Below are 19,217 nucleotides of genomic sequence, written 5' to 3'. Positions count from 1 at the left end.
ACAGCCGGGCCTCCGCGAAGTTCCCCGCAGCGCGGCGATCAGTATTTCGCAACCGCGCTGCGGAGAGGACACATCCCCGCCAGGGCTCACACCAAAGCGGCGTCCAGCGTGATGTCCGCCTTCAGCAGCTTGGAAACCGGGCAGCCGGCCTTCGCCATGCCGGCCAGTTCCTGGAACTTGGCATCGTCCACACCGGGGATCTTGGCGCGCAGGGTCAGGGCCACCGCCGTGATGGCGAAGCCGTCGGCCTGCTTGACCAGGGTGACGTCGGCCTTGGTCTCCATGTGCTCGGCGGTGAAGCCCGCTTCGCCCAGGATGAGCGAGAGCGCCATGGTGAAGCAGCCCGCATGGGCGGCGCCGATCAGTTCTTCCGGATTGGTGCCGGGCTTGCCTTCGAAGCGGCTGGCGAAGCCATAGGGGTAAGCGTCGAGCGCGCCGCTCTTGGTGGAGATGGCGCCCTTGCCATCCTTGATGCCGCCGGACCAGACCGCAGAGCCGAAAGTGGACATGACGCATTCCTCTTGCTGGGTTGGATATCGACAGGCGCGGGCGATCCACCCGCGCCTGTCCCCCGGCGGAGACTATGCCGCGATCGCATCGGCGATGCGACAGGGGTTTTATTTGCCGGCAATCCAAGCCCTTGCGAGCGCCACGTCATTCTCCGTGAGCCCATGCCCGGCCCGCAGGATACGATGCTCCACATCCGCCCCCGCCGCCTTCAGCCGCGCCGCCAGACGGGCCGGGTTCTCGGCCGGCATGATGGGATCCGCATTGCCGGACAGGATCAGCACCGGCTTGCCGGTGAGATCAACGGCGGGCGCCTCCTCAAGCGGCACCATGGCCCGTATCAGCACGGCCCCGGACAACGCCTCGGGCCGGCGATAGAGCACCGCCGCCGCGATGTTGGCGCCGTTGGAGAAGCCCACGGCGATGGGGGCCGGGTGCCCGCACGTGGCGCGGGCGGCCGTAATGAAGTCGGCAAGCTCGTCCGCGCGGCGGCGCACGTCCTCTTCATCGAACACGCCTTCCGCGAGGCGGCGGAAGAAGCGCGGCATGCCGTGCTCGTCCACCATTCCGCGGGGCGAGATGAGCGCCGCGCCGGGCGAGAGCATGCGGCCGAGCGGCAGGAGATCGTTCTCGTCCCCGCCGGTGCCGTGAAGGAGCAGAAGAGGGGTCAGGCCCGGCACGGTCGCGGGCTCGTAGCGGTGGACGAAAGCAGGTGCGGTCAAAGCGGTCATGATTGTCTCCTTGATCTCCGAAGGCGCGCCGCCTGGGAAGGCGGCGCGACGGCTTCAGGTAAGTTCGGGCAGCACGCGTTCGATCTCGGCGCGGCGCCCTTCGAGGAAGGACGGCAGCTTCAGGGCTTCTCCGAGTGTGGCCGCCGGCTCGTCCACGGCGAAGCCGGGGATGTCGGTGGCGATCTCGAACAGGACGCCATTGGGCTCGCGGAAATAGACGGACCGGAAATAGTTGCGGTCCTTCTGCTCCGTGGTGCGGATGCCGTGGTTCTCCTGGAGCTTGCGCACCATCTCGGCTTCCGCCGCATCATCCGCCGCCCGGAAGGCCACGTGATGCACGCTGCCCCCGCCCTGGCGGCCCCTGAGGAAGTCGCCGGCGACCCGCAGGTCGACGAAGCCGCCCATGGGCGCGCCGGACCTGAAGCGCACATAGGCGCCCTCGGTCCCGGCCTCGGTGAAACCGAGCACGTCGGTGAGGATGGCGCCCGTGGGGGCGGTTTCCTTCACCAGGAGGCTCACCCCATGGAAGCCGCGAATGGCGTGCTCCGCCGGGATGTCGCCCACGCTCCAGGCCGGTTCCGCATCGGCGCCGGGAACGCCCACGAGCGCGAGGCGCATGCCGTCCGGGTCCGTGAAGGCGAGGACCGTTTCGCCGAAACGGCGGACGGGCGTCGAATGCTTCACGCCCTTCTCCACGAGGCGCTGCGTCCAGTAGCCGATGGAGCCTGCCGGCACGCGGAACGTGGTCTCCTGCGTCTCGCCGACGCCGAGCCGTCCGGGCGCCACATGCTCCCAGGGGAAGAAAGTGAGGATGCTGCCGGGCTGGCCGGCCTCATCGCCGTAATAGAGGTGGTAGGTGCCGGGATCGTCGAAATTGACCGTCTTCTTCACGAGGCGCAGGCCGAGCGTGTCGAGATAGAATTCGACATTGCGCCGGGCGGGGCCGGAGATGGCGGTGACGTGATGGATGCCGTGGGTCATGGTTCAATCCTCCAAAGCGAAGAGAATTTGCTTGGGATTGATTTAGGGAAAGGAGTGGCGTTTCGCCATTCTGATTTCATTGCATTCACGCAAGCGCAATTGGCGTACGTGCGCCCCCCTTCCTCTCAGTCGTCATGCCCGGGCTTGACCCGGGCATCCACGCCCGCCCCCTAAGCTCACACTTGGCGGAGCCACGTGGATGGCCGGGACAAGCCCGGCCATGACGACCGCTCCTTCACCTCGACGGGCAATGCCTCCAGCGCATAACCTCCGCCCCAGCCCTTCCCTTGAAAAGATTTCACTCTGCCTGAATTCGCTCTAAGAAGAGCGCGATAATAGAGTTGCGTAGGGAGCCCCTGCGCCGCACACAAAAGGTCAAGAGGACATGCCTGCCTATCGCTCCCGCACCTCCACCCACGGCCGCAACATGGCGGGCGCGCGTGGCCTTTGGCGTGCCACCGGCATGAAGGACGGCGATTTCGGCAAGCCCATCATCGCGGTGGTAAATTCCTTCACCCAGTTCGTGCCGGGCCACGTGCACCTGAAGGACCTTGGCCAGCTGGTCGCGCGCGAGATCGAGAAGGCGGGCGGCGTCGCCAAGGAGTTCAACACCATCGCGGTGGATGACGGCATCGCCATGGGCCATGACGGCATGCTCTATTCCCTGCCCTCGCGCGAGATCATCGCCGACAGCGTGGAATACATGGTCAACGCTCATTGCGCCGACGCCATGGTCTGCATCTCCAATTGCGACAAGATCACCCCCGGCATGCTGATGGCCGCCATGCGCCTCAACATCCCGGCCGTGTTCGTCTCGGGCGGCCCCATGGAGGCCGGCAAGGTGATCCTCTCCACCGGCGAGAAGAAGTCGGTGGATCTCATCGACGCCATGGTCGCCGCCGCCGACGACCGCGTCTCCGAGGAAGACGTGAAGGTGATGGAGCGCTCCGCGTGCCCCACCTGCGGCTCCTGCTCGGGCATGTTCACCGCCAATTCCATGAACTGCCTGACCGAGGCCCTGGGCCTCGCGCTGCCGGGCAATGGCTCGGTGCTCGCCACCCATGCGGACCGCGAGCGCCTGTTCGTGGAAGCCGGGCACCTCATCGTCGATCTCGCCCGCCGCTATTACGAGCAGGAGGACGAAAGCGTCCTGCCGCGCAAGATCGCGAGCTTCAAGGCGTTCGAGAACGCGATGACGCTGGACATCTCCATGGGCGGCTCCACCAACACGGTCCTGCATCTCCTCGCCGCTGCGAACGAGGGCGAGGTGGGCTTCACCATGGCCGACATCGACCGGCTCTCCCGCAAGGTGCCGGTGCTCTGCAAGGTCGCGCCCGCGGTCGCCAACATCCATATGGAGGACGTGCACCGCGCCGGCGGCATCATGGCGATCCTCGGCGAGCTGGACCGCGGCGGCCTGATCCATAACGATCTGCCCACCGTCCATGCTGCCACCATGTCCGAGGCGCTGGATCGCTGGGACGTGGTGCGCTCCAAGAGCGACACGGTGCAGACCTTCTACCGCGCCGCCCCCGGCGGGGTGCCCACCCAGGTGGCCTTCAGCCAGGCTCGCCGCTGGGATGACCTCGACCTCGACCGCGAGGCGGGCGTGATCCGCAACGTGGAGCACGCTTATTCCAAGGATGGCGGCCTCGCCGTGCTCTATGGCAACGTCGCCGAAGAGGGCTGCATCGTGAAGACGGCGGGGGTGGACGCCTCGAACCTCACCTTCACCGGCCCGGCGCGCATCTTCGAGAGCCAGGACGCGGCGGTGGAGGCCATCCTCTCCACCGGCAAGATCGTGCCCGGCGACATCGTGCTGATCCGCTATGAGGGACCGCGCGGCGGGCCCGGCATGCAGGAAATGCTCTATCCCACGTCCTATCTGAAGTCGAAGGGCCTCGGGAAGCAGTGCGCCCTGGTCACGGACGGGCGCTTCTCCGGCGGCTCTTCCGGCCTCTCCATCGGCCATATCTCGCCGGAAGCCGCCGAGGGCGGGGCCATCGGCCTCGTGGAAGAAGGCGACACCATCGAGATCGACATCCCGAACCGCCGCATCCACCTCTCGGTCTCGGATGAAGAGTTGGCCCATCGCCGCGCCCGCATGGAAGCGAAGGGCGATGCCGCCTGGAAGCCCGTGTCGCGCAACCGCATCGTCTCCCAGGCCCTCCAGGCCTATGCCGCCCTCACCACCTCCGCCTCGCGCGGCGCGGTGCGGGACGTGAGCGCGCTGAAGCGCTGAGCCGCAGCGCCATGCACCGCGCCACGGCGGCATTCACCGGGCTCGTCACCGGCGTCCTGGTAAGTTGCGGTGCCGCCTGGGGCGCTGTGGACTGCCCCGCATCCATGGACGGACATCCGCTGGAGCGGGTGTCCGTGTTCGATGGGCCGCCTGCCGACATGGTGGACCTGCGCCCGGAGGGGCGCGGGCGCACCGATATGTGGCCTGACCTCGACAAGAGCGACCGCCTCGCCACCCTGGTCTGCCGCTACAAGGGCCTCAGCCGGACCGCCGAATTCACCCTGCCGGCGGGCACCCGCATTTGCGAGGGCGTTCGCAGGGCGGACGACACCTATCGAAGCATCGCCTGCCGCTAGATCAGGGGTGATGGACCCCGCTCACCGGCAGGTGAGCTGTCCGTCGACATTGGCGATGTCGCGTCCCGTGGTGCACCAGCTTGCGGCCGTGGTGGCATCCACCCACTTCCCGCGAGAATCCTGGCAGGTGGCCTTCAACCAGCCCGCGACCATGCGGATATCCCGGCAGGTGGACATGTAGGAGCCGGAGGGCGGCCGCTCGCCAAAGCTCGAAGATCCACCAAAGCCCGACGACGCACTCTTGCAGACGAGGCGCCCGTTCTCGTTGGCAATGTCCTTGCCCGGCGCGCACCACCCGATCGCGGTGGTCGCTTCCACCCAACCGCCTGAGCCGTCCTGGCACGTCGCCTTGAGCCAGCCGGCCACCTCCCGCACGTCCCGGCAGGAGGACAGGTAGCTGCCCGGTGGAATCTGCTGGGCCGAGGCCGGAAGAACCACGAGGCCGAGGAGCCACGCCGCAAGAGCGAATATCCCAGCGTGCACACGCATGTCCTTCCCCTTAGCCATTGCGCCGCCCGGCGCGGGATTTCGCGACGGGCGGCGGAGGGTTAATGCCGAGAGGGCCGATGCATGGCCCTGCTCATTGGCAGGAGAGTCGTCCGCCGAAATTGGCGATATCGCGTCCCCTGCACGCATTCAGATTGATGCTCGTGGCGTTCCAGTTACCGCGCCTGTCACGGCAGACGGCGTTCAGAATACCCCTGTCAACGTTGGCGTTCTGACAGGTCGCCGTGTAGGAGCCGGGCGGCAGGGCCGATCCGCCACCCCATCCGCCACCGCCTCCACCCCATCCGCCGCCACCGCCGCCTCCGCCCCAACCGGATCCGGGCGGGGGAGGCGGAGGCCTGTATCCGGGCAATGGCCCTCCGCAAACAAGAACGCCTTTATCGTTGACGATGTCGCGGCCCGGCGGGCACTGCACGAGCGGCAAGCCGGCAGGCACCCAGGCCCCGGCCGGATTCAGGCAGAAGGCCGTGATCATGCCCTTGTTGATCGCAGGTCTCTGGCAGGAGCCGAGATAGCTGCCCGGCGGCACCGGCGGCGCCGCAGCAGCCGGAAGGATGGCAAAGCCAAGCAACAAACCCACAAGCCCTAGGAGCCCGATACGCGCGCGCATCATCTCGCCTCACTTCCGCTGACACTGCCTGACGTCTATCGGAGCAGCCCGCCCGCCACAACGGTGGCGCGGAGCCGCGCCCGGGCATCGACAGTCCCGCCCTGCTTCGCTAAAAGCCGGACCTATCCAGAACATGAAGACGCACCGATGACCATCCGCCTCCACAAGGGCGACCTGCCGGACACATTTCGTCCGGGCCCGGTCGTCGCCATCGACACCGAGACGCTCGGTCTCAATCCCCATCGCGACCGGCTCTGCCTGGTGCAGCTCTCCAATGGGGACGGCAGCGCGGATCTGGTGCAGGTGCCGCGCGGCGCCTCGGCGGCGAGCGCCCCGAACCTCGTGCGGCTGCTGGGCGACCCCAATGTGGTGAAGCTGTTCCATTTCGCCCGGTTCGACGTGGCGGTGCTCGGCCACACGTTCGGGGTCGCGCCCACCCCGGTGTTCTGCACCAAGATCGCCTCGCGCCTGACCCGCACCTATACCGACCGGCACGGCCTGAAGGACTTGGTGCGCGAGCTGCTCGGCGTCGACCTCTCCAAGCAGCAGCAGAGTTCGGACTGGGCGGCGGAGGAGCTGTCCGAGGCGCAGCTCCAATATGCCGCCTCCGACGTACTCTATCTGCACGGCTGCAAGCAGAAGCTGGAGGCCATGCTGGCGCGCGACGGGCGCACGGCCCTGGCCCAGTCCTGCTTCGACTTCCTGCCCACGCGCGCGGCGCTGGATCTCGCCGGCTGGGGGGAAGAGGACATTTTCTCCCATTCCTGATATCGGCCCCGCGACTTGCCCGAGCGGCGGTTCCGCCCCATGTTGCAGGGCAAGGGGCCTCGCGCCTGAAGGGGAAGAATGAGTCAATCCGCATCGTCGGCAGCCGATCGCCGGCGCGACGCCGCAAATTTCGGCGCCTACAACGCCCCCAATTTCGCCCGTGCCAACCGGCACAGCGCCCGTGTGCGCTTCGTGAAGCGCGTTCTGCCCGTGCTGCTCATCGGCTCGCTTCTGGCGATGATCCTGGTGCCGCTCGTGCGGCAGCTCAGCCTGAAGATCGAGCTTCCCTTCGAGCTGGGTGCTCTGCACCTCTCCGGCACGCGCCTCACCATGGAAGTGCCGAAGCTCTCCGGCTTCACCGATGACGGGCGCGCCTACAAGGTGAACGCTTCCACCGCCTCGCAGGATCTCACCAATCCCGATGTCCTCGACCTGACCGACATCGACGCCCAGATCGAGCTGGCCAACAAGGGTTGGGCCAACGTGAAATCGGCCACCGGCTCGGTGGAGACCAAGCGGCAGTTCATCAAGCTGATGAACGGAGTGGACCTCTCCACCAATGGCGGCTATGCCGGCCGCCTAAAGGATGCGGACGTGGACGCGAAGGCCGGCACCCTCGTCACCACAAATCCGGTCGTCCTGACCTATCGCGACGGGAAGCTGGTGGCGGACAGCATGACGATCACGGACCGGGGCAGCCGGGCGTTCTTCCAGGGCCACGTGCAGCTGGATTTCACTATGTCCGACCTTTCCGACAAGCAGCAGGCTGCGCCTGCGGCCCCCGCGCCCGCCGCTCCGGCGGCGCCGGCAGCCCCGAAGGGAGCCAAGCGATGAGAGTGCGCCTCGCCGTCCTGGGCCTTGCGCTGCTCACCGCCGCCCCGGCCCTCGCTCAGCAGCCGGCGCCGGGCGCGGGCAACGTGCCCAACGCCCTCCAGGGCTTCGCGAAGAACCGCGACCAGCCGGTGCGCATCAATTCCAACACGCTGGAAGTGCGCGACAAGGAAAAGACCGCCTTGTTTGCCGGCAATGTTGTTGTGGTGCAGGGCGACACCACCATGCGTAGCCCGGAGCTTCTGGTGTTCTATGAGGGCTCCGCGGCGCCCGCCGACAATGCGCCCCAGAGCACCAGTTCCATCAAGCGCCTGGAGGCCAGGGGCGGCGTGGTGGTGCAGACCAAGGAGCAGACCGCCACCGGCGATCTCGGCATATTCGAGATGAAGACCAACACTGTGACCATGACCGGCAAGCCCGTAGTCCTCACCCAGGGCCCAAACGTGGTCCAGGGCGAGAAGCTCACGGTTGACCTCGTGACCGGCGTGTCAAAAATAGAGGGCGGCCGCGTGAGGAGCATTATCGTCCCCGGCAGCGTGAAGCAGGGCGAGCAGCCGGCGCCGCCCAAGCGTTGAGGGCTGTTCCAGACCGGAGGCGTATCGTCGCGGTCGACCCATTTTGAACACGGCCTGAATTTTGCATGTTGCAAAGATTGGTCGCGCGGGGAACACTAGGCGCCTCTGGGGCGCGGCCCGCGCGGATATCCTTGTCCGCGGCTGCGGCACGCGCCCTTCCAATGAACCGAGGCGGCTGTGGGTCCGGGCTCCTTCCGGACAGAACGGCCGCTTCGCGGGTATCCCGCCAGCGGAGGCGTCGCGTTGAACGTCCTTGCCATGTTCGGCTCCAAATCCTCCACGCGCGCCGCATCGGCCGGGCGGACGGAGCCGCGCGCCGATCTCGCCTGGGACGATGAGCTCCAGGACGAGAACGGCGCCGTCTTCGAGGACCATGCCGGGGCCGACCTCGGCTATGGCGTGCCCCATGCGGCCCAAGCGGAGATTTCGCTTGCGGCCTACGACCTCGCCAAGAGCTATGGCGGGCGCAAGGTGGTGCGCGGCGTCAGCGTGAACGTGCGGCGCGGCGAGGCCGTGGGCCTGCTCGGCCCCAACGGCGCCGGCAAGACCACCGTCTTCTACATGATCACCGGCCTCGTGAAGGCGGATGCCGGGCGCATCGAGCTGGAAGGCCACGACGTCACGCCCATGCCCATGTACCAGCGGGCACGGCTCGGCATCGGCTATCTGCCCCAGGAAGCCTCCATCTTCCGCGGGCTGTCCGTGGAGGACAACATCCTCGCCGTGCTTGAAGTGACCGAGCCCAGCCGCCGCAAAAGGCGCGAGGAGGTGGACGCGCTGCTGGAGGAGTTCAAGATCACCCATGTGCGCAAATCGCCCTCCATCGCCCTATCGGGCGGCGAGCGGCGGCGCGTGGAGATCGCCCGGGCGCTGGCGAGCCGCCCCTCCTTCATGCTGCTGGACGAGCCCTTCGCCGGCATCGACCCCATCGCGGTGGGCGACATCCAGGCCTTGGTGCGCCACCTCACCACCCGCGGCATCGGCGTGCTGATCACCGACCACAATGTGCGCGAGACGCTGGGCCTCATCGACCGCGCCTATATCATCCATTCCGGCGCGGTGCTGATGGAGGGCGACCGGGACTCGGTGGTGAACAGCGCGGACGTGCGTCGGCTCTATCTCGGCGAAGAGTTCCGCCTATGAGCACCCCCGCCCGACCTCGCGACGGGGAGCCCGGCTGATGGCCCTCGCTCCCCGCATGGAGTTCCGCCAGACCCAGTCGCTGGTGATGACGCCGCAGCTGATGCAGGCCATCAAGCTGCTGCAGCTCTCCAACCTGGAACTGGTGGCCTATGTGGAGGCGGAGCTGGAGCGCAATCCGCTGCTGGAGCGCGTCAGCGAGGAAAGCGACGGCGACATCGAAGGGCCAGGCTCACGCGACGAGCCCCCTGCCCCGGAGCCCGACGAAGCCCGCTCCGGCGACTGGATGGAGCAGGAGGCCGAGCCCAGCCGTGCCTCCATGGAAGCACGCCTCGACACCGATCTCGGCAATGTCTTCCCCGACGATGCCCCGGTGGAGCGCCCGAGCGCCATTGGCGCCAGCGGCTCCTCGGTCACGGACTGGGGCGGCGGCGAGCGGGGCGAGGACTACAATCCCGAAGCCTTCCTCGCCAGCCAGACCACGCTGGCGGACCATCTGGAAGCCCAGCTCTCCGTGGCGGAGACCGACCCGGCGCGCCGGCTCATCGGCATCAACCTCATCGGCCTCATAGACGAGACCGGCTATTTCTCCGGCGAGATCGAGGCGGTCGCCGCACAGCTCGATGCGAGCATCGAGGAGGTGGAAAGCGTTCTTCGCCTGATCCAGACCTTCGAGCCCTCGGGCGTCGGGGCGCGCACGCTGTCCGAATGCCTCGCCATCCAGCTGCGCGAGCGCGACCGCTGCGACCCGGCCATGCAGACGCTGCTCGCCAATCTCGAACTCCTCGCGCGCCATGACCGCAACAGCCTGAGGCGCCTGTGCGGGGTGGATGCGGAGGATCTCGCGGAGATGATCTCCGAGATCCGCCGGCTCGATCCCAAGCCCGGCCTCGCCTTCGGCGGCGGCGTAGTGCACCCGCTGGTTCCCGACGCGTTCGTGCGGCCGGGGCCGGAGGGGACGTGGCTGGTGGAACTGAATTCCGAGACCCTGCCCCGTGTCCTCATCAACCAGACCTATCACGCCACCGTCGTGCGCGCCGCGCGCTCGCCGAAGGAGAAGACCTTCCTCGCCGACTGCCTTCAGAGCGCAAGCTGGCTCACCCGCTCGCTGGACCAGCGGGCGCGCACGATCCTGAAGGTGGCAAGCGAGATCGTGCGCCAGCAGGAAGGCTTCCTGGATCACGGCGTGCGCCACCTGCGGCCCCTGAACCTGCGCACCGTGGCGGACGCCATCGGCATGCATGAATCCACCGTCTCGCGGGTGACCTCGAACAAATACATCTCCACCCCGCGCGGGGTGCTGGAGCTGAAATTCTTCTTCTCCTCCGCCATCGCCTCCTCCGGCGGCGGCGAGGCCCATTCGGCGGAAGCCGTGCGCCATCGCATCAAGGGGCTGATCGACGCCGAGAATGCCGACGACATCCTCTCCGACGACACGCTGGTTCAGAAGCTGAAGAATGACGGCATCGACATCGCCCGCCGCACAGTGGCGAAGTATCGCGAGAGCATGAACATCGCCTCCTCCGTCCAGCGTCGGCGGGAGAAACAGGCCGCGCGCGCGGAAGCGTCGATGGCGTGAGGAGTTTGGGCGCGAGGGGCGCGCTTCCCAATCCTTCCAGCCGTCATGCCCGGGCTTGTCCCGGGCATCCACGCCTCTCCCTTAAGCTGCACCCGGCGGAACCCCGTGGATGGCCGGGACAAGCCCGGCCATGACGGCGTAAAGGAACTGCCGAAGGGCCATCCCCTACCCCGGCAGCGTCCCGTTCGCCTCCAGCACTGTGCCGGCCAGATAGAGCGAGCCGCAGATCAGCACCCGCGGCGGGGGCACCAGCGGAAAGGCCGAAAGCCCGTCCAGCGCCGCGCCCACGTCGCGCGCCGTCGAGGCCGACATGCCCAAGGCGGCAGCGGCAGAAGCCACCTCTGCCGGGGGCAGTGCCACATGGTCGCCCGGAACCGGCACCGCGATCACCTCCCGCGCGAGCCCGGCGAAATGGGAGAGAAAACCGGTCACATCCTTGGTGCCCAGCATGCCGACGATCAGCACCAGAGGCCGCGCATAGCGCTCCTCCAGCTCCACCAGCGCGCTCGCCACCGCTACGCCCCCGGCGGCGTTGTGGCCACCATCGAGCCAGACCTCCACGCCCTCCGGCGCACGGCCCACGAGGGGGCCCGGCGTCAGGCGCTGCATGCGGGCAGGCCATTCGGCGGCGCGGATGCCGGCCTCGAAGGCCGCCGCGCGCAGGCGCAGCTGGGGCACCGCGCGCAGCGCCGCCACCGCAAGCCCAGCATTGTCGATCTGGTGCGCGCCCATGAGGCGGGGGCGCGGCAGGTCCAGAAGGCCGTCCTCGTCGGAATAGACGAGGCGGCCCGCCTCCTCATGCACCGTCCATTGCTGGCCGCGCGCGAACAGGGGGGCGAGGTTGCGCGCAGCCGTGCGCTCGATCACGTCGAGGGCCTCGGGCGGCTGCTCGCCCACCACCACAGGCACGCGGCGCTTGATGATGCCGGCCTTCTCGCCGGCGATCTGCGCCACCGTGGGGCCGAGGAATTCCACATGGTCGATGGAGACGGGCGTGATGACGCTGACGAGCGGGGCGTCCACCACATTGGTCGCATCGAGCCGCCCGCCGAGACCCACCTCCAACAGCAGCACATCCGCCGGCGTCTCGGCGAACAGCAGGAAGGCGGTGACCGTGGTGATCTCGAACAGGGTGATGGGCGCGCCGTCATTGGCCGCTTCCACGCGGTCCAGCGCATCGCTCAGCGCATCGTCGTCCACGAGCCGGCCGGCGAGGCGGATGCGCTCGTTGAAGCGCACCAGATGGGGCGAGGTATAGACGTGGACACGCCGGCCCTCCGCCTCCAGCGCCGCGCGCATAAAGGCGATGGTGGAGCCCTTGCCGTTGGTGCCGGCCACATGGACCACGGGCGGCAGGCGCCGCTCGGGGTTGCCCAGAGCGGCCAGCAGCCGGTGGATGCGGTCCAGCGACAGGTCGATGCGCTTGGGGTGGAGCGCGGCGAGGCGCTCCAGGATCACATCGGGCCGGGCGGCGGGGGCGGGAAGCGCCATGTCACCTCCGGGTGGCGATGCTCAAGCCGTCGCCGGGCGCGGCAGGCGCGCCTTGGGCGGCAAAGCGGGCGCCTTCACCATGAGGCGGCAGAGCCGGCCGAGGGTGTCGCGCATCTGGTGGCGGTGCACCACCATGTCGATCATGCCGTGCTCGCGCAGATATTCCGCCCGCTGGAAGCCGTCGGGCAGCTTCTCGCGGATGGTCTGCTCGATCACCCGCGGGCCGGCAAAGCCGATGAGCGCGCCGGGCTCGGCGATGTGGACGTCGCCCAGCATGGCATAGGAGGCGGTGACACCGCCCGTCGTGGGATTGGTCATCACCACGATGTAGGGCTTCTTGGCCTCGCGCAGTTCCTGGATCGCCACCGTGGTGCGGGGCATCTGCATGAGGGAGAGGATGCCCTCCTGCATGCGCGCGCCGCCCGAGGCGGCGAAGATGATGAAGGGCGTGCCCTTGGCGGCGGCGGTCTCAAGGCCCGTCACCACCGCCTCGCCGGCGGCCATGCCCAGGGAGCCGCCCATGAAATTGAAGTCCTGCACCGCGATGGTGACGGGCAGGGCGTCCAGTAGCCCGGTCGCCACCTTCACGGCGTCCTGCATGCCGGTCTTGGTGCGGGCGTCCTTCAGGCGGTCGGCATAGCGCCGCTCGTCGCGGAACTTCAGCGGGTCGGCCACCACATCCGGCAGCGCCACCTCCTCATAGGCGGCATCGTCGAACGTGGTCTTCAGGCGCGTCGCCGCGTCCATGCGCATGTGGTAGCCGGAGCCCGGAATGACGTACAGATTGGCTTCCAGGTCCTTGTGGAAGACCATCTGCCCGGTCTCGGGGCATTTCACCCACAAATTCTCCGGCACCTCGCGGCGGGCCAGGAAATCGCGGATCTTCGGGCGGACGACGTTGGAGATCCAGTTCAACAGGCAACTCCTCAGGGCAAGCCCGCGCCGTGCTGAGCACAGGCACTGAGCCATCCCTGCAAAAAGAGAGAGCGGCGGCGCGCTCTATGTAATACCGCTGAGGCGCCGACGGAAGGCTTCTTCGCTGCGGTGCAAATGCGGCGTGGGGATGGCCTGAAGCCTCGGGCGCGCGCCGTGCCCAGGATAGTTTCTTGCCCCCGGCCACCGCAGGCAAGCTCGAAAAGCCCTGCGCACCACGCATGCGCGATGTCTTGCGCGGCGGGCCTAAAAGGGATTATCGCGGATAGATACGCGCTCCTGAAAAGGAAGCGGGGCGGGCTTCCCTAAAGGCAGAGAGCGCATCTCTCACCTCTCTTGGAAGGCGTCCCCCCATGCGTCTCCTTCTCCTCCTCCCCTTCATCGGCCTGCTCTGGGTCCCCTTCTACAATCACCGGCTCCCCGAGCTGTTCGGCTTCCCCTTCTTCTACTGGTACCAGCTCGCCTGGGTGCCGCTCACGGCGCTGCTCACCTTCGTGGCCTGGAAGGCGGAGAAGAAGTGATGGGCGCGCTCGACTGGACCGCGCTGTCGGTCTTCCTTTTCTTCTTCGCCCTGGTCACCGTCATGGGCTTCATCGCCTCGCGCTGGAAGCGCGCGGTGGATCACGCCAAGCTGGACGAATGGGGCCTGGGCGGCCGCCAGTTCGGCATCTGGATCACCTGGTTCCTCGTGGGCGGCGACTTCTACACCGCCTACACGGTCATCGCCGTGCCGGCCTTGGTTTATTCGGTCGGCGCCTATGGCTTCTTCGCCCTCCCCTACACCATCATCGTCTACCCCTTCGTGTTCCTGGTGATGCCGAAGCTGTGGGAGGTGGCCCATCGCCACGGCCACGTAACGGCCGCGGACGTGGTGCACGGCGCCTATGGCAGCCGGGCGCTGGAGCTGGCGGTGGCCCTCACCGGCCTCGTCGCCACCATGCCCTATATCGCGCTCCAGCTCGTGGGCATGCAGGTGGTGATCAGCGCCATGGGGCTCCAGGGGGAAATCCCCATCGTCGCCGCCTTCGTGATCCTCGCCCTCTATACCTATTCGGCGGGCCTCCGGGCGCCGGCCCTCATCGCCTTCGTCAAGGACCTGATGATCTACATCGTGGTGCTGGTGGCAGTGATCATCGTCCCCATGCATCTCGGCGGCTACGGCGCCATCTTCGCCGCTGCCGACAAGGTCTATGCGGCGAAAGGCGGGGCCACGGGCATCCTCCTCCAGCCCCAGCAATACCTGCCCTATGCGACCCTCGCTCTGGGCTCGGCGCTCGCCGCCTTCATGTATCCGCACACGCTCACGGGCATCTTCGCGGCCAAAAGCGCGAACACCATCCGCACCAACGCCATCCTCCTGCCAGCCTATACGGTGCTGCTCGGGCTCATCGCGCTGCTCGGCTACATGGCCCATGCGGCGGGGGTGACGGTGTCCAACGCCTCGGACGTGGTGCCGGCCTTGTTCAAGGCGCTGTTCCCGTCCTGGTTTGCGGGCTTCGCCTTCTCGGCCATCGCCATCGGCGCGCTGGTGCCGGCGGCGGTGATGTCCATCGGCGCCGCCAATCTGTTCACCCGCAACGTCTGGAAGGCCTATGTGAACCCGGCCGTCACCGATGCGGGGGAGGCGCAGGTGGCGAAGATCGTCTCGCTGGTGGTGAAGGTGGGCGCGCTCGCCTTCATCCTGTTCCTGCCCACCAAGTTCGCCATCGATTTGCAGCTCCTGGGCGGCCTGTGGATCCTGCAGACTTTTCCGGCGCTGGTGTTCTCGCTCTTCACCCGCTGGTTCCGGGCGCCCGCTTTGCTGCTGGGCTGGCTGGTTGGCATCGTCGGTGGCACGGCCATCGTGTTCGCGGACGGCCTCGTGCCGGTGCACACCGTCATCCTCGGCGGCGCGCCCTATACGGTCTATGTAGGCCTGCTGGCGCTGATCGCGAACCTGATCGTGGCGGCTGTGGGCACGCTGGTGCTGGATATGGCCGCGCCGCGAACGCGGACGGCCTGAGGCCCAGCCTCTTCTCTCATGCGTCATGCCCGGGCTTGTCCCGGGCATCCACGTCTATCCCCTAATCACCACTCTTCGGAGCCGCGTGGATGGCCGGGAAGTCGGATGTTTCCGACTTCCCCACTTGAAAGCCGAAGTCGGAAACATCCGACTTCGGGACAAGCCCGGCCATGACTGCAGCTCTTTTGGCACCACTGCGCTCGAACAATGGCAATCCGAACCTCAGGCGCGGCGGGGAACGCCGCGCACCGCTTCGGAGAGGCCGCGCACCAAGGTCTCCACGTCGGAGAGGGTGCGAGGCGTCGCCGCGCCGGTCTCGTCCAGAGAGGTGCGCACCGCCTCCACAAGCGCCGAGCCGACGACCACGGCGTCGGCCCCCGCCGCGATGGCGGCGGCCTGGGCCGGCGTCTTCACGCCGAAGCCCACCGCCACCGGCAGCGTCGTGTGCCCCTTGATGCGCGCGACCGCCGCCGAGACGAGGTCCGCATCAGGCGTCGCCGATCCGGTGATGCCGGTGATGGAGACATAATAGACGAAGCCCGCCGTGTGCTTCAGCACTGCCGGCAAGCGATTGTCGTCGGTGGTCGGCGTCGCGAGGCGGATGAAGTCGAGGCCCGCCTTCAGCGCCGGCAGGCAGAGTTCGTCATCCTCCTCCGGCGGCAGGTCCACCACGATGAGGCCGTCCACGCCGGCGCCCCGCGCATCGGCGAGGAAGCGCTCCACGCCATAGACGTAGACAGGGTTGAAATAGCCCATGAGGACGATGGGGGTGGCATCGTCTCCCGCCCGGAAGTCGCGCACCAACTGGAGCGTCTTTTCCAGCGTCTGCCCGGCTTTCAGCGCCCGGAGACCTGCGGCCTGGATGGCGGGACCGTCCGCCATGGGGTCAGTGAACGGCACCCCCACCTCGATCACATCCGCCCCGGCGCCGGGCAGCGCCTTCAGGATGGCGAGCGAAGTCTTCCCGTCCGGATCGCCGGCGGTGATGAAGGTCACGAGACCGGGCCGCCCTTCGGCGGCAAGGTCGGCGAAGCGGGTGGAGATGCGTGTCATAGGAGGCCGTGTAATCTACTTTTGCCCGAATGGGAAAGGCCGGCTGGATGGCTCGGACGATGGAAGGTCCAAGGACAAAAGCACAAGCCCTGCGCAGCCGCCAGACCTCAGCGGAGGGCGTCTTGTGGCGCGCTTTGCGGGGACGGCGCTTCGAGGGGTGGAAATTCCGGCGACAGCATGCGGTGGGGCCTTATGTGGTGGACTTCATCTGCCTCGCGACCGCGCTCGTGATCGAAGTGGATGGAGTGACCCATTCAGAGCCGCGAGACCTTGAGCGCGACACTGCGCGCACGGCCTATCTGCAACACAGAAACCTACGCGTGGTGCGCGTTTCCAACCAGGATATCTACGACAACCTGGACGGCGTCCTGGAGATGATCCGCCTCGAGCTGAGCCTTCCATCCCGATAGCACAGGCTCAATCCCCTCTCCCCGTGGGGGAGAGGGTTAGGGTGAGGGGGGCCGCCCTCTCCAATCCTGAAGCGCCGGAGCCCCCTCACCCGGCTGCTGCGCAGCCGACCTCTCCCCCTCGGGGAGAGGTGAAACAGCAGCAATGCGAAGAAAAAATCAGCTGGCGGGGGTGGTGATGGCGCAGGTGGCGGTGGTGGCGGAGGTGGCGCCCATGAGGCGCACCTGGTCCTGGCCGGTGATGCCGGGGAAGGACGAGAACAAGGTGGTGTAGGACGAGCCCACATTCTTCTTCTTGGCGAAGAAATTACACGTCACCACGATCTGGCTCAGCGTGATGGTGCCGGTGTTCGCCACCTGAACGCTCACGAAGGCCCCTGTCGGGTCGGTGACCACCTGGCCATAGGTGAGCTTCAGCCCCGGCGGATCGGCCAAAGCCGGAGACATCGCCGCAATCAGGAACGCGCCTGCTGCAAGTTTCCTCATACCCGCCCCCCGAGATGCTCGGCCACAGTGAAGATGTCCTTGTCGCCGCGCCCCGAGAGATTGACCACCATCAAATGGTCCTTCGCCCGCTTCGGCGCGATCTCCATCACCTTACCGATGGCGTGGGCGGTTTCCAGCGCCGGAATGATGCCCTCAAGCTTGGCGAGGAGCTGGAAGCCGGCGAGCGCCTCATCGTCGGTGCAGGGAATGTAAGTCACCCGTCCCACATCGTGCAGGTAGGAATGCTCGGGGCCGATGCCGGGATAGTCGAGCCCGGCGGAGATGGAATGGGCCTCGGTGATCTGCCCGTCATCGTCCATCAGCAGATAGGTGCGGTTGCCGTGGAGCACGCCCGGCCGACCGCCGGTGATGGAAGCCGCATGCTGGCCGGTGGCGATGCCGTGGCCAGCCGCCTCCACACCGAAGATCTCCACACCCTCGTCGTCCAGAAATTCGTGGAACAGCCCCAGGGCGTTGGAGCCGCCGCCCACCGCCGCGATCAGGCTGTCGGGGCCCCTGCCCTCGGCTTCCAGAAGCTGCGCGCGGGTCTCTCGGCCGATGATGGACTGGAAGTCGCGCACCATGGAGGGATAGGGGTGCGGCCCCGCCACTGTGCCGATGCAATAGAAGGTGTCGTGGACGTTGGTCACCCAGTCGCGCAGCGCCTCGTTCATGGCGTCCTTCAAGGTGCGCGAACCTGACGTGACGGGGATGACGGTGGCGCCCAGCATGTTCATGCGGAACACGTTGGGCTTTTGGCGCTCCACATCCACCGCGCCCATATAGACCACGCATTTGAGCCCGAAGCGCGCGCAGAGCGTGGCCGTGGCGACGCCGTGCTGGCCGGCGCCGGTCTCGGCGATGATGCGCTCCTTGCCCATGCGGCGGGCCAGCAGGATCTGGCCGAGCACATTGTTCACCTTGTGGGAGCCGGTGTGGTTCAGCTCCTCGCGCTTCAAATAGATCTTGGCGCCGCCCAGGTGCTCGGTCAGCCGCTCGGCGAAATAGAGCGGCGAGGGCCGGCCCACATAATGCTCGAGATAGAAGTCCATCTCCGCCTTGAAGGCGGGGTCGACCTTGGCGGCCTCGTAGGCATCCTCCAGCTGGAGGATCAGCGGCATCAGCGTCTCGGCGACGAAGCGCCCGCCATGGATGCCGAAATGACCACGCTCGTCGGGCCCGGTGCGGAAGGAATTCAGGACGGTCACGAAGCTTGGCCTTCCACAGGGGGCTGGAAACGCCGGGCCGCCCGCGCGGCGCGGACGAAGGCGAATATCTTTTCCGCCGATTTCACCCCGGGCGAACTCTCGACGCCCGAGGAGACATCGACGCCGTCCACCCGCACGCTGGCAAGCGCCTGCGCCACGTTCGACGGATCGAGCCCCCCGGAAAGCATGATCGGCAGACCGGGGTCAAGACCATGCAGCACGTTCCAGTCGAACACCCGCCCGTTTCCCCCCGGCAGCAGCGCGCCGGGATCGGGCTTGGCGTCGAACAGGAGCCGATCGGAAACGGCGGCGAAGGCCGGAACGGAGGCGAGGTCCGCAGAGGTCCGCACGGGAAGCACCTTCATCACCGGTACGCCAAAGGTGGCGCGGACGGCGGCGACGCGCTCCGGGCTTTCGTGGCCATGCAACTGAAGAAGGTCCGGCGAGACGGCATCCACCAAGGCGCGCAGCAGCGCATCGTCCGCATCCACCGTGAGGATGACCTTTCCCGCGCGCCCTCTCACCTCACCGGAGAGCGCCCCCGCCGCCTCCACCGAAAGATGCCTTGGGCTTTTGGGGAAATGCACGAAACCGACAAAATCCGCCCCCGCCTCCAGCGCTGCGGCGAGCGCATCGGGCGTATTCACGCCGCAGATCTTGACGTCGAGGGTCATCGGCTTGTCCGGCGAGGAAGGCGTCCTCGGCGCTCTCTATATAAGGTGCGAGCGGCCTCGCATACACGGGCGTCATCCCCGGATGTCATCCGGGGATCTTACAGGCTCCTGGGGATGGGGCTGACGGCCTGGAAGC

At 67.3% G+C, this 19,217-nt stretch carries 20 protein-coding genes and 1 pseudogene; 10 read left to right on the top strand and 11 right to left on the bottom strand.

Going from position 1 to position 19,217, the window contains the following annotated elements; genetic code table 11:
• Positions 1 to 86 precede the first annotated feature (86 nt).
• From ABLE91_RS06285 to ABLE91_RS06275, 3 genes are all read right to left on the bottom strand, one after another.
• Complete coding sequence (locus tag ABLE91_RS06285; RefSeq protein ID WP_348929461.1) at positions 87 to 509, bottom strand: OsmC family protein; 423 nt, start codon at positions 507 to 509, stop codon at positions 87 to 89.
• A gap of 108 nt (positions 510 to 617) precedes the next feature.
• Positions 618 to 1,229 (bottom strand): alpha/beta hydrolase, encoded by a 612-nt coding sequence (locus ABLE91_RS06280; RefSeq protein ID WP_348929613.1) that lies wholly within the window; start codon positions 1,227 to 1,229, stop codon positions 618 to 620.
• Between the two features lie 63 nt (positions 1,230 to 1,292).
• Positions 1,293 to 2,219 (bottom strand): ring-cleaving dioxygenase, encoded by a 927-nt coding sequence (locus ABLE91_RS06275; RefSeq protein ID WP_348929459.1) that lies wholly within the window; start codon positions 2,217 to 2,219, stop codon positions 1,293 to 1,295.
• A gap of 385 nt (positions 2,220 to 2,604) precedes the next feature.
• Between ABLE91_RS06275 and ilvD the strand changes: the two genes are divergently transcribed.
• Together ilvD and ABLE91_RS06265 are read left to right on the top strand one after the other, a co-directional pair.
• Complete coding sequence (gene ilvD / locus ABLE91_RS06270) at positions 2,605 to 4,461, top strand: dihydroxy-acid dehydratase (RefSeq protein WP_348929456.1); 1,857 nt, start codon at positions 2,605 to 2,607, stop codon at positions 4,459 to 4,461.
• Between the two features lie 11 nt (positions 4,462 to 4,472).
• Positions 4,473 to 4,817, top strand: a complete 345-nt coding sequence (locus ABLE91_RS06265; protein WP_348929454.1) for an STY0301 family protein — start codon at positions 4,473 to 4,475, stop codon at positions 4,815 to 4,817.
• 21 nt (positions 4,818 to 4,838) lie between these two features.
• Here ABLE91_RS06265 and ABLE91_RS06260 read toward each other — a convergent pair whose 3' ends face one another.
• Both ABLE91_RS06260 and ABLE91_RS06255 read right to left on the bottom strand, forming a co-directional pair.
• Positions 4,839 to 5,306: a CVNH domain-containing protein gene (locus ABLE91_RS06260; RefSeq protein ID WP_348929451.1), complete on the bottom strand. Its 468-nt coding sequence runs from the start codon at positions 5,304 to 5,306 to the stop codon at positions 4,839 to 4,841.
• 91 nt (positions 5,307 to 5,397) lie between these two features.
• Positions 5,398 to 5,934, bottom strand: a complete 537-nt coding sequence (locus ABLE91_RS06255; protein WP_348929449.1) for a CVNH domain-containing protein — start codon at positions 5,932 to 5,934, stop codon at positions 5,398 to 5,400.
• A 147-nt stretch (positions 5,935 to 6,081) separates the two neighbouring features.
• Here ABLE91_RS06255 and ABLE91_RS06250 point away from each other — a divergent pair, with 147 nt between their 5' ends.
• The 5 genes from ABLE91_RS06250 to rpoN all read left to right on the top strand — a co-directional run bounded on the left by ABLE91_RS06250 (position 6,082) and on the right by rpoN (position 10,827).
• Positions 6,082 to 6,702: a ribonuclease D gene (locus ABLE91_RS06250; protein ID WP_348929447.1), complete on the top strand. Its 621-nt coding sequence runs from the start codon at positions 6,082 to 6,084 to the stop codon at positions 6,700 to 6,702.
• 78 nt (positions 6,703 to 6,780) lie between these two features.
• The gene (locus ABLE91_RS06245; RefSeq protein WP_348929445.1) at positions 6,781 to 7,536 is read left to right on the top strand and encodes a hypothetical protein; all 756 of its coding nucleotides are present in this window, start codon (positions 6,781 to 6,783) and stop codon (positions 7,534 to 7,536) included.
• The gene (locus ABLE91_RS06240; RefSeq protein WP_348929443.1) at positions 7,533 to 8,108 is read left to right on the top strand and encodes an LptA/OstA family protein; all 576 of its coding nucleotides are present in this window, start codon (positions 7,533 to 7,535) and stop codon (positions 8,106 to 8,108) included. The genes ABLE91_RS06245 and ABLE91_RS06240 overlap by 4 nt, the downstream gene beginning before the upstream one ends.
• Positions 8,109 to 8,351: 243 nt before the next feature.
• Positions 8,352 to 9,251 carry an LPS export ABC transporter ATP-binding protein gene (gene lptB / locus ABLE91_RS06235; RefSeq protein ID WP_348929441.1) on the top strand — a complete coding sequence of 300 codons (900 nt, stop codon included), beginning with the start codon at positions 8,352 to 8,354 and terminating at the stop codon, positions 9,249 to 9,251.
• A gap of 37 nt (positions 9,252 to 9,288) precedes the next feature.
• The gene (gene rpoN / locus ABLE91_RS06230; RefSeq protein WP_348929438.1) at positions 9,289 to 10,827 is read left to right on the top strand and encodes an RNA polymerase factor sigma-54; all 1,539 of its coding nucleotides are present in this window, start codon (positions 9,289 to 9,291) and stop codon (positions 10,825 to 10,827) included.
• A 165-nt stretch (positions 10,828 to 10,992) separates the two neighbouring features.
• Here the strand turns inward: rpoN and ABLE91_RS06225 are convergent, their stop codons facing one another.
• Together ABLE91_RS06225 and accD are read right to left on the bottom strand one after the other, a co-directional pair.
• The gene (locus ABLE91_RS06225) at positions 10,993 to 12,318 is read right to left on the bottom strand and encodes a bifunctional folylpolyglutamate synthase/dihydrofolate synthase (RefSeq protein ID WP_348929436.1); all 1,326 of its coding nucleotides are present in this window, start codon (positions 12,316 to 12,318) and stop codon (positions 10,993 to 10,995) included.
• Positions 12,282 to 13,233 (bottom strand): annotated as a pseudogene (gene accD, locus ABLE91_RS06220) (acetyl-CoA carboxylase, carboxyltransferase subunit beta). The gene ABLE91_RS06225 and the pseudogene accD overlap by 37 nt, the downstream one beginning before the upstream one ends.
• A 371-nt stretch (positions 13,234 to 13,604) precedes the next feature.
• Between accD and ABLE91_RS06215 the strand changes: the two are divergent.
• Both ABLE91_RS06215 and mctP read left to right on the top strand, forming a co-directional pair.
• Complete coding sequence (locus ABLE91_RS06215; RefSeq protein WP_348929431.1) at positions 13,605 to 13,772, top strand: DUF3311 domain-containing protein; 168 nt, start codon at positions 13,605 to 13,607, stop codon at positions 13,770 to 13,772.
• A complete protein-coding gene (mctP, locus tag ABLE91_RS06210; protein ID WP_510181904.1) occupies positions 13,772 to 15,253 on the top strand; it encodes a monocarboxylate uptake permease MctP in 1,482 nt (493 codons plus the stop codon). Before ABLE91_RS06215 ends, mctP begins: the two co-directional genes overlap by 1 nt.
• A gap of 222 nt (positions 15,254 to 15,475) precedes the next feature.
• Here mctP and trpA read toward each other — a convergent pair whose 3' ends face one another.
• Positions 15,476 to 16,306, bottom strand: a complete 831-nt coding sequence (gene trpA / locus ABLE91_RS06205) for a tryptophan synthase subunit alpha (RefSeq protein WP_348929425.1) — start codon at positions 16,304 to 16,306, stop codon at positions 15,476 to 15,478.
• A 29-nt stretch (positions 16,307 to 16,335) separates the two neighbouring features.
• Here trpA and ABLE91_RS06200 point away from each other — a divergent pair, with 29 nt between their 5' ends.
• Positions 16,336 to 16,716 (top strand): endonuclease domain-containing protein, encoded by a 381-nt coding sequence (locus ABLE91_RS06200; protein WP_348929422.1) that lies wholly within the window; start codon positions 16,336 to 16,338, stop codon positions 16,714 to 16,716.
• Between the two features lie 156 nt (positions 16,717 to 16,872).
• On the opposite strand, the gene ABLE91_RS06195 is transcribed toward ABLE91_RS06200, so the two are convergent.
• From ABLE91_RS06195 to ABLE91_RS06185, 3 genes are read right to left on the bottom strand one after another with little or no spacing between them, the layout of a single operon-like run.
• Positions 16,873 to 17,199, bottom strand: a complete 327-nt coding sequence (locus tag ABLE91_RS06195) for a hypothetical protein (protein WP_348929420.1) — start codon at positions 17,197 to 17,199, stop codon at positions 16,873 to 16,875.
• A complete protein-coding gene (gene trpB / locus ABLE91_RS06190) occupies positions 17,196 to 18,407 on the bottom strand; it encodes a tryptophan synthase subunit beta (protein ID WP_348929418.1) in 1,212 nt (403 codons plus the stop codon). Before trpB ends, ABLE91_RS06195 begins: the two co-directional genes overlap by 4 nt.
• Complete coding sequence (locus ABLE91_RS06185; RefSeq protein ID WP_348929416.1) at positions 18,404 to 19,081, bottom strand: phosphoribosylanthranilate isomerase; 678 nt, start codon at positions 19,079 to 19,081, stop codon at positions 18,404 to 18,406. Before ABLE91_RS06185 ends, trpB begins: the two co-directional genes overlap by 4 nt.
• Between the last annotated feature and the right edge of the window lie 136 nt (positions 19,082 to 19,217).

The sequence above is a fragment of the Aquabacter albus genome (genome assembly GCF_040049275.1).
GTDB lineage: Bacteria > Pseudomonadota > Alphaproteobacteria > Rhizobiales > Xanthobacteraceae > Aquabacter.
This window is presented reverse-complemented; position numbering and strand designations above follow the sequence as displayed.

Bases quoted from the DNA above. Each gene is read 5' to 3' on its own strand.
- ABLE91_RS06250 (WP_348929447.1), top strand. From the start codon at position 6,082: ATGACCATCCGCCTCCACAAGGGCGACCTGCCGGACACATTTCGTCCG.
- ilvD (WP_348929456.1), top strand. From the start codon at position 2,605: ATGCCTGCCTATCGCTCCCGCACCTCCACCCACGGCCGCAACATGGCG.
- ABLE91_RS06200 (WP_348929422.1), top strand. From the start codon at position 16,336: ATGGGAAAGGCCGGCTGGATGGCTCGGACGATGGAAGGTCCAAGGACA.
- ABLE91_RS06195 (WP_348929420.1), bottom strand. From the start codon at position 17,199: ATGAGGAAACTTGCAGCAGGCGCGTTCCTGATTGCGGCGATGTCTCCG.
- mctP (WP_510181904.1), top strand. From the start codon at position 13,772: ATGGGCGCGCTCGACTGGACCGCGCTGTCGGTCTTCCTTTTCTTCTTC.
- ABLE91_RS06265 (WP_348929454.1), top strand. From the start codon at position 4,473: ATGCACCGCGCCACGGCGGCATTCACCGGGCTCGTCACCGGCGTCCTG.
- ABLE91_RS06240 (WP_348929443.1), top strand. From the start codon at position 7,533: ATGAGAGTGCGCCTCGCCGTCCTGGGCCTTGCGCTGCTCACCGCCGCC.
- ABLE91_RS06225 (WP_348929436.1), bottom strand. From the start codon at position 12,318: ATGGCGCTTCCCGCCCCCGCCGCCCGGCCCGATGTGATCCTGGAGCGC.
- ABLE91_RS06245 (WP_348929445.1), top strand. From the start codon at position 6,781: ATGAGTCAATCCGCATCGTCGGCAGCCGATCGCCGGCGCGACGCCGCA.
- ABLE91_RS06275 (WP_348929459.1), bottom strand. From the start codon at position 2,219: ATGACCCACGGCATCCATCACGTCACCGCCATCTCCGGCCCCGCCCGG.
- trpA (WP_348929425.1), bottom strand. From the start codon at position 16,306: ATGACACGCATCTCCACCCGCTTCGCCGACCTTGCCGCCGAAGGGCGG.
- ABLE91_RS06255 (WP_348929449.1), bottom strand. From the start codon at position 5,934: ATGCGCGCGCGTATCGGGCTCCTAGGGCTTGTGGGTTTGTTGCTTGGC.
- ABLE91_RS06185 (WP_348929416.1), bottom strand. From the start codon at position 19,081: ATGACCCTCGACGTCAAGATCTGCGGCGTGAATACGCCCGATGCGCTC.
- rpoN (WP_348929438.1), top strand. From the start codon at position 9,289: ATGGCCCTCGCTCCCCGCATGGAGTTCCGCCAGACCCAGTCGCTGGTG.
- ABLE91_RS06285 (WP_348929461.1), bottom strand. From the start codon at position 509: ATGTCCACTTTCGGCTCTGCGGTCTGGTCCGGCGGCATCAAGGATGGC.
- ABLE91_RS06260 (WP_348929451.1), bottom strand. From the start codon at position 5,306: ATGCGTGTGCACGCTGGGATATTCGCTCTTGCGGCGTGGCTCCTCGGC.
- ABLE91_RS06215 (WP_348929431.1), top strand. From the start codon at position 13,605: ATGCGTCTCCTTCTCCTCCTCCCCTTCATCGGCCTGCTCTGGGTCCCC.